This window comes from Parafannyhessea sp., assembly GCF_051876455.1.
Taxonomy (GTDB): domain Bacteria; phylum Actinomycetota; class Coriobacteriia; order Coriobacteriales; family Atopobiaceae; genus Parafannyhessea.
The window spans coordinates 1-8,007 of the sequence record NZ_JBJEHW010000204.1 but is presented as its reverse complement, the minus strand read 5'-3'; the positions used below and the strand labels follow the sequence as shown (position 1 = coordinate 8,007).

The window sequence follows — 8,007 nt, the reverse complement described above, 5'->3', positions numbered from 1 at the left end:
CCATCTCGACCAGCAGCTGGTTGAGCGTCTGCTCGCGCTCGTCGTGGCCGCCGCCAAGCCCGGCGCCGCGCTGGCGGCCCACGGCGTCGATCTCGTCGATGAAGATGATGGAGGGCGCCGCCTCCTTGGCCTGCTTGAAGAGGTCGCGCACGCGGCTCGCGCCGACGCCCACGAACATCTCGACGAAGTCAGATCCGGATATCGAGAAGAACGGGACGCCTGCCTCGCCGGCCACGGCCTTGGCAAGCAGCGTCTTGCCGGTGCCCGGAGGGCCCACCAGCAGCACGCCGTGCGGGATCTTGGCGCCCATGCGCTTGTAGCGCTCTGGCTCGCGCAGGAAGTCGCGGACCTCCTTCAGCTCCTCCACGGCCTCGTCGATGCCGGCGACGTCGTCGAACTTGACCTTGGGGCGCGTCTCCTCCGAGGTGCGCGCCTTGGTGGCCTTGCCAAAGCTCATGGTGCGGCCGTTGGCGCCGTTCATCTGGTTCATGAAGTACACGAACGCCACGACCACGAGCACCGTGGGGATCACCGTGACGAGGAACGACTCCAGGAAGTCGTTGGACGAGGTGTCGATGGTGAACGTGGTCTTGGGACTCTTGGCCATGAGCTCCTGCAGGCTGTCCGAGCCCACGTACGTGCTCTTGAACTGGGACGTCTTGTCCTTCTCGCCCACGTCGGACTTCTTGCGCCAGTACGTGCCCGTGAGGCTTCCGTCCTCGGTCTTGAACGTGACGCTCTTGACGCGGTCCTGCTTGACGGCCGTGACGAACTCGTTGGTGCTCATCACGTCCGCGGGCGTGCCGCGGTAGGAGTTGTAGCCCGCGTACATCGCGTAGGCCACCACTGCCACCAGGATGAGCGAGACGATGATGTTGCGTCGGGGGTTGGGGCCGTCGCCCCTGGGGTTGGAGGGGTCGACGCCCCTGAGGGTTGGCTTGTTGTTGTCTGCCACTCGTGGCTCCTTGTGTTGCTTACTTGCTGTAGACCTCGGGCTTGAGGATGCCCACGTAGGGAAGGTTGCGATAGCGCTCGGCGTAGTCGAGGCCGTAGCCCACGATGAACTCGTCGGGCACGTGCGCGCCCACGTAGTCCGGCGTGACGGCCGGCTTGTGGTTGGGAATGTCCTTCACGGCGAACGCGCAGATCTTGATGGAGTTGGCACCGCGGCCGCGGAGCAGGTCCATCAGGTAGCTGAGCGTGAGGCCGGAGTCGAGGATGTCCTCCGCGATGAGGATGTCGCGGCCGCGGATCTCCGTGTCGAGGTCCTTCAGGATCTTGACCACGCCGGAGCTCTTGACGCCCGCGCCGTAGCTCGAGACCGCCATGAAGTCCACGGCGCACGGCACCGTGATCTTGCGCAGCAGGTCCGCCGTGAAGACGAAGGCGCCGCGCAGCACGGCCACGACCAGCGGGTTCTTGCCCTCGTAGTCGCGGCTGACCTCCGCGCCCAGGCGCGCGACGATCTGCTTGATGTCGTCCTCGCTCAGGATGACGCTCTGGATGTCCGGATGTAGCTGCTCTGCCATGGTGATCCCCATTTCGTGTGTGCGCACGGGCGCCGGAGCGCCCGCCCAGGCGCCTCGCGACGGCGCCGCGCTGCCGTCAGTCCCTACTGAGGGACAATTCTAGCAGCAGCCTTGTTGCGGGGAGCGTTCGAACTCGCTCGTCCGGCCGTATTCCCGCCACCCAGACCACCTGCCCGCGCGGGGACGTGCGCACCACCGGCACGGCGGCGCGGTCCGCGGCGGGCACCTTGGCCTCGTTCAGCAGGTCGGAGAGCTTCTTGCTCTGGCCGTGCATGCCGAGCGGGCACATGACGTCGCCGGCGGACGCGGAGTCCACCCACAGGCGCCCGCCCTGCGCGTCGAGCCCGGCGGCCGTGGCGTCCAGCAGCACGGAGCGGCCCTCCCACTCCACGGCGTGCGCGCGGGCCACCTCCGGCGCGGCGGATCCCTGCGGCACCGTCACGACGCGGGCGAGAAGTGCCTGGCCATCGGGCAGCTGCAGCCTGCCGGGCACGTCGAGCCAGAGGGCGAGGGGGCCGTCCTTCTCCCCCGCGGCAGCCTTTGCGCGGACGAAGAGCAGGCCGTACTCCACGCGGGCGTCGCAGCCCATGGGTGTGCTGGTAGACCCGGAGCCCGCCGCCACGAGCGCGAGCACGCGGTTTATGTGGCGCGCCTCGAGCCGGGCGTCCGGGCAGACGGCGAGCATGGCCTTGCGCACCACGCGGCGCGCGATGGCCACCTCGCACGCAGCCAGGCGCGCGGCGTCGAGCGCGACCATGGTGTCCGAGCTGCGGCGCACCAGGTCGCGGTACGTGCGCGAGGCCACCTGGTTCATGTAGGCGTCCTCGTCGGAAAGGATGTCGCACGTGGCGGACATGCTGCCCATGATCTTGGGGTTGCGCTGGCGCAGCAGCGGCATCACCTGGTGCCGCACAAAGGCGCGCAGGTAGCGCGTGTCGGCATTGGTGTTGTCCTCGCGCCACACGATGCCGCGCATGCGCAGGAGGTCGCACAGCTCCTCGTGCGTGCGGTCGAGCAGCGGCCGCACGATGCGGTTGCGCCGCCGCGGTATGGACGAGAGGCCCGCGGGCCCGCTGCCGCGGATGGCGTTCATGATGAAGGTCTCCGCGCGGTCGTTGGCGGTGTGGGCCGTGAGGATCCTGGCCGCGGAGCGCGGGACGCCCACCTCCGCGCACAGGCGGTTGGCGAGCCTGGACGCCTCCTGGTAGCGCACCTCGCGACCGACGTTCTCAACGTTGGAGCCGGCGGCCTGGCCCAGCGCGCCGGCGTCCGCGAGCCCGGCCACGTCCACGCGACGCACCGTGCACGGGATGCCAAAGCGGGCCGAGAGGTCGCGCACGAACTCCTCGTCCTCCGCGGCGTCCAGCCCGCGCAGGCCGTGGTTGACGTGCAGCACGTGCAGGCGCTCGCGCGCGATGCGGGCCGTGCCGCGGCCGTCGTCTATGTCGAGCTCCGCCGTGGCCGCCAGCAGCAACAGTGCCGTGGAGTCCGCCCCGCCCGACACCATGAGCACGACCGGCGCCCGAAGCTCGTCGTCCCGGCGGGACGACGGCCGCTCAAACTGCTGGCCTGCGCTTGCGTACCTTCTGCTCACGCTTGGCAACGTTGCCTCCTGACGTACGTGCCCGGCGCGCGGGCGCCGGGAGCTTGTGCACCTGCAAGCATACGACGGCCGCGCCTCCCGCGGAGGGGAGGAAACGCGAAGGCCACACCGTAGCGACGCCTTGCCACCGCACATGCCCTACAATGCCGTGGTTGTGACGCGCCGGACGCGCCGGCGCCACGCGGCGTGCGACCGCGCACCGTATAGGGAAGGGCGAGAAGAGCATGACACCCAGGATGCACCTGCACGTACTGGCCAGCGGATCCAAGGGGAACGCCGCCGTGGTGGAGGGCCCCGCGGGAAGCGTCCTGATAGACTGCGGCATATCCCGCCGCGAGCTGCTGCGCCGCGCCGACGCCGTGGGCTGCGACATGGACCGCGTCACGCACGTGATCGTGACGCACGAGCACTCCGACCACGTGCGCGGCCTTCCCGTATTCTGCAACCACTTCGACGGCGACGTGCTCGCGACGGCGGGCACCGCGGGAGGATCCAAGTCCCTGGCGCAGGTGCCGTTCACGCTCGTGACGCACGAGCAGACCATGGCGCTCGCGGGCATGGTCGTGAGCACCTTCCCCACCTCGCACGACGTTGCCGACCCCTTTGGCCTGCGCTTCTCCGTCGTGAGCGACGACGGCGAGCTTGAGGACGCCATCGCCTGGTGCACGGACACGGGCTTCCTCACGTCCGAGGCGCTGGGACAGCTCCGCGGCGCGCGCATCCTGGGCATCGAGTCAAACCACGACGAGCAGATGCTCGCGCACGGGCCGTATCCCGCCTACCTGCGCGCCCGCGTGGGCGGCGACACCGGCCACCTCTCCAACGCGCAGGCGGCCGACGCACTGCCGCTCCTGGTGACGGAGGACACGGAGACCGTGGTAGCCCTGCATCTATCCGAGAAGAACAACACCCCGGGGCTGTGCGTCCGCACGCTGGCGGACGCGATGGGCGCCGCCGTCACGACGGACGACGACGGCCGGCCGGAGGCGCGGACGGCAGACGGGCTGCTCACCATATGCGCCGCGAGCCAGGAGGAGCCGCTCACGATCTGGTAGCGGCACGGCCGGCACGGCGGCGCACCCACGGGCCCGTGCCGTCAGCGGGCGCCCGTGCTTCTCGCCTGCGAATCCGCCTCGCGCCGCGCGAGCTCGCGCTCCAGCTGTACCGCCATGGGGATTGCCACCAGCACCGTGATGACGTCCGCCACGGACTGTGCGCACTCCACGCCAGGGAGCCCCAGCACGCGGCTGAGGATCGCCACCACCGGCGCGAGCGCCAGGCCCAGCCGGCACAGCCCCAGGAACGTGGCGCGCCACATGCGGCCCGTGGTCTGCAGGGCAAAGTTGGTGATCATGGCGATGCCCGTAAGCGGCAGCGTCACGCTCTGGAAGCGCAGCGTGACGGTTGCGATGCGGATGACCTCCGGGTCGTCGCGAAAGAGCGAGACGATCTGCCCCGCAAACGCGAACGTGAGCACGCACACGCACGCCACGATGCCAAAGGCCGCCTTGCGGGCAAAGCGCATGGCCTCGCGCACGCGGTCGTAGCGGCCGGCGCCGTAGTTGTAGCCGCACACGGGCTGGAACCCCTGGCCAATGCCAATCTGGATGTAGTTGCCAAAGCTCACCACGCGCTGCACGATGGCGATGGCCGCGATGGCGGCGTCCCCGTATGGGCGGGCGGCGTTGTTGAGCACGGTTATGGCAAAGCCGCTCACCAGCTGGCGCGCCAGCGAGGGCAGGCCGCCGTTGTTGATCTCTCGCACGAGGTCGCGCCCCACGGCGAGCGCCCCAAGCGAGAGGTGCGCCACGTGGCTGCGCTGCATGCCGACCAAGAGCAGCACAAAGCTCAGGAACTGGCAGGTTATGGTGGCGAGGCCCGCGCCCGCGATGCCCAGCCCGAACACAAAGATGAGCAGCGGCGCCAGCCCAAAGTTGAGCACCGCGCCGGACACGAAGGCGACCATGGCGTAGGCGCTTTCGCCCTCAAATCGCAGCTGCATGTTGAGGGTGAGCGCGGCGCACATCCACGGCGCGCCGATGAGGATGAGTCCGATGTAGGTCTTGGCGTACGGCAGGATGGTGCGAGTGGAGCCCGCCAGGATGCAGATGGGCTCCAGCAGCAGGTGGCCCACCACGGCTATGGCGAGGCCCATGCAGAACGCGGCCGTCACGCCGATAGAGGCCATGGTATCCGCCATGCGCTGGTCGCGTCTGCCCAGGTAGCGCGACATGGCGTTGCCCGTGCCCTGCCCAAAGTAGAACCCCGCCGCCTGGATCAGCGTCATCACCACAAACGCCACGCCGATGGCGCCGGAGGCGGAGGTCGATATCCGCCCGATGAAGAAGGTGTCCGCAAGGTTGTAGAGCGTGGTCACCAGGTTGGACACGATGGACGGCCACGCAAGCGACAGCACCAGCCGGTGCACGGGGCTCTGCGTCATCTGGCGGTACTTGCGCCTGGCTGCGTCGTCTTGCCCGGAGGCACCGTCCCCCTGGCCCGCCGCGCCCTGCGCCGTGGCCACGTCCTTCTCGCCCGCGTTGTCCCGCTTTCCCTGCACCACGCATTCCCCTCACGACCGCCGGCCGCCTCGTGCGGCCATCACTCGTGATACACCCGCGCGGCCCGTCGCGGCAACCTTGGGGAGAAGAACGCCCGCCCTACCCCGCGCGGCCTCGGTACGCGCGCGAGTCCCAGCCCTGACGCAAGGAGCCCGCCACCTTGCGGTGACGGGCTCCCATGGTTCAGGCTCCTATGCGGCTGTGCGCGCGGGCTGGTTTAGAACGTGACCGGCTCGTCGTAGTAGCAGCAGGTGAGGATCTTCTCGAAGTCCTCCTGCTTGGTCTCGCGCGGGTTCTCCGGCGTGCAGGCGTCCAGAACGGCGTTCGCGGCGATCTTGGGCAGCTTCTCCTTGAACTCGGCCTCGGAGACCATGACGGGCTGGTCGTTGGCGTCGGCCTTGATGCCGCCCACGGCGTAGTTGTTGATGCCCTGCGGGATGTTGAGCTGGTCGTTCATGCTGCGAATCTTCTGGACCAGGTTGTCGACGAGCTGGTCGTCCGTGTCGCCGGGAAGGTGCAGGATCTCCTTGGCCACGTAGGCGTAGCGCTCCTTGGCGCGAGAGTCCTTGGCGTTCCACTGGATGGCCTTGCCCAGGTACATGGCGTTGGCGCAGCCGTGGATGATGTGGCCACCCTCGAAGGCGGCACCGGTCTTGTGCGCCATGGAGTGGACGATGCCCAGCAGGCCAGACGAGAACGCGATACCGGCGATGCACTGGGCCTCGTGCATGTGGGCGCGGGCCTCATGGTCGCCCGTGTAGGACTTGGGCAGCCACTCCACGATCTCGCGGATGCCGTGCAGCGCGTTGGCATCGGTGAACATGGAGGCCGCGGTGGAGACGTACGCCTCGAGGCAGTGCGTCAGAGCGTCCATGCCGGTGTGGGCGCACAGCTTGGCGGGCATGCTGTAGGTGAGCTCGGGGTCGACGATGGCGACGTCCGGCGTGATGTTGAAGTCGGCCAGCGGGTACTTGATGCCCTGCTGGTAGTTGGTGATGACGGAGAACGCCGTGACCTCGGTGCCGGTGCCCGACGTGGAGCTGATTGCGCAGAAGTGCGCCTTGTGGCGAAGCTCGGGGAAGTTGAACGGCTTGATGATCTCGTCCCAGGACTCGTCAGGATACTCGTAGAAGACCCACATGGCCTTTGCGGCGTCGATAGGAGAGCCACCGCCGATGGCGACGATCCAGTCGGGCTGGAACTCGCGCATGGCAGCCGCGCCCTTCTCCACCGTCTCGACGGAAGGATCGGACTCGACGCCCTCGAACAGCTTTACCTCGAAGCCGGCGTCCTCCAGGTCCTTCTGGACGTCCTGCAGGAAGCCGCCGCGACGCATGCTGTGGCCACCGGAGACGATGATGGCCTTGTGGCCCTTGAGGTTCTTGACCTCATGACGGGCGCCCTCTCCAAAGTACACGTCACGCGGGTTAGTGAAACGACCCATTTCAATCTCCCAACATGTCGACCATCGCCCCTCGCGATGGACTGTTCGCCTTGAAGCTATTAATGACATACCACGTTTCGATTCATGCGCGTGTAACTTTTCGGCAATATTACGCGTTTGCGGGTCAAACGGCGTGCTATTATTAGTGAAGATTATAATTTGCTGAGGATTTCATGCGCAACTTGTCCATCAATCACTAGTCAAGTTGGCCAATACCTCAAGCGTCTTTAAGGTTTGGTGAGAAGACCATGGCCACGTTCCTCAACCCCAGTCCCGTCTTCGGCCCGGTGCGCAGCCGGCGCCTGGGCGTCTCGCTCGGAGTCAACCTCATGCCCTGCACGGGCAAGATCTGCTCGTTCGACTGCATCTACTGCGAGGTGGGCTTCAACGCGAAGCGCCGCACCAAGGACCCGTTCACCAAGCTCAGCGAACTCAAGTCCACGCTGCGCGAGGCGCTCGAGCTCATGGCCGCCGACGACGACCTGCCCGACGTCATCACGTTCGCGGGCAACGGCGAGCCCACGCTGAGCCCCAAGTTCCCCAAGGCCGTCGACGCCGTCATCGAGCTGCGCGACGAGCTCGCGCCCAACGCAAAGATAGCCGTGCTCTCCAACGGCACCAACGCCGACCAGCCCGAGGTCCGCGAGGCGCTCCTCAAGGTGGACGACAACATCCTCAAGCTCGACGCGCACTCGGACGACCTCGTGCGCGCCATCGACCGCCCGCTGGCCGCCTCCTACTCCGTCGAGCACCAGGTGGAGACCTATGCCAGCTACGACGGCCACGTGATTGTCCAGACCATGTTCCTGGAGGGCATGTTCGGCGACCGCGACGTCTCAAACACCTCGTACGACCAGGTGAGCGAGTGGC

The 8,007-nt window shown here is 67.6% G+C and carries 7 protein-coding genes; 2 read left to right on the top strand and 5 right to left on the bottom strand.

Annotated elements, in window-relative coordinates; translation table 11 throughout:
- The 3 genes from ACI38Z_RS08715 to tilS all read right to left on the bottom strand — a co-directional run.
- Positions 1-955: ATP-dependent metallopeptidase FtsH/Yme1/Tma family protein (locus ACI38Z_RS08715; protein WP_439789809.1), on the bottom strand; the 955-nt coding region annotated here is incomplete at its 3' end.
- 19 nt (positions 956-974) lie between these two features.
- Complete coding sequence (hpt, locus tag ACI38Z_RS08710; RefSeq protein WP_439789808.1) at positions 975-1,529, bottom strand: hypoxanthine phosphoribosyltransferase; 555 nt, start codon at positions 1,527-1,529, stop codon at positions 975-977.
- 76 nt (positions 1,530-1,605) lie between these two features.
- Entirely contained in the window at positions 1,606-3,132 is a 1,527-nt protein-coding gene (gene tilS / locus ACI38Z_RS08705) for a tRNA lysidine(34) synthetase TilS (protein ID WP_439789807.1), read from the bottom strand.
- Positions 3,133-3,356: 224 nt separating this feature from the next.
- Here tilS and ACI38Z_RS08700 point away from each other — a divergent pair, with 224 nt between their 5' ends.
- Positions 3,357-4,187: an MBL fold metallo-hydrolase gene (locus tag ACI38Z_RS08700; protein WP_439789806.1), complete on the top strand. Its 831-nt coding sequence runs from the start codon at positions 3,357-3,359 to the stop codon at positions 4,185-4,187.
- 41 nt (positions 4,188-4,228) lie between these two features.
- On the opposite strand, the gene ACI38Z_RS08695 is transcribed toward ACI38Z_RS08700, so the two are convergent.
- Positions 4,229-5,695, bottom strand: a complete 1,467-nt coding sequence (locus ACI38Z_RS08695) for an MATE family efflux transporter (RefSeq protein WP_439789805.1) — start codon at positions 5,693-5,695, stop codon at positions 4,229-4,231.
- 215 nt (positions 5,696-5,910) lie between these two features.
- On the bottom strand, positions 5,911-7,137 hold the full coding sequence (locus ACI38Z_RS08690) for an iron-containing alcohol dehydrogenase (RefSeq protein WP_439789804.1): 1,227 nt from the start codon (positions 7,135-7,137) through the stop codon (positions 5,911-5,913).
- A gap of 248 nt (positions 7,138-7,385) precedes the next feature.
- On the opposite strand from ACI38Z_RS08690, the gene ACI38Z_RS08685 reads away from it, so the two are divergent.
- Positions 7,386-8,007, top strand: a 622-nt coding sequence (locus tag ACI38Z_RS08685) for a radical SAM protein (RefSeq protein ID WP_439789803.1), incomplete at its 3' end; no start/stop codon positions are given.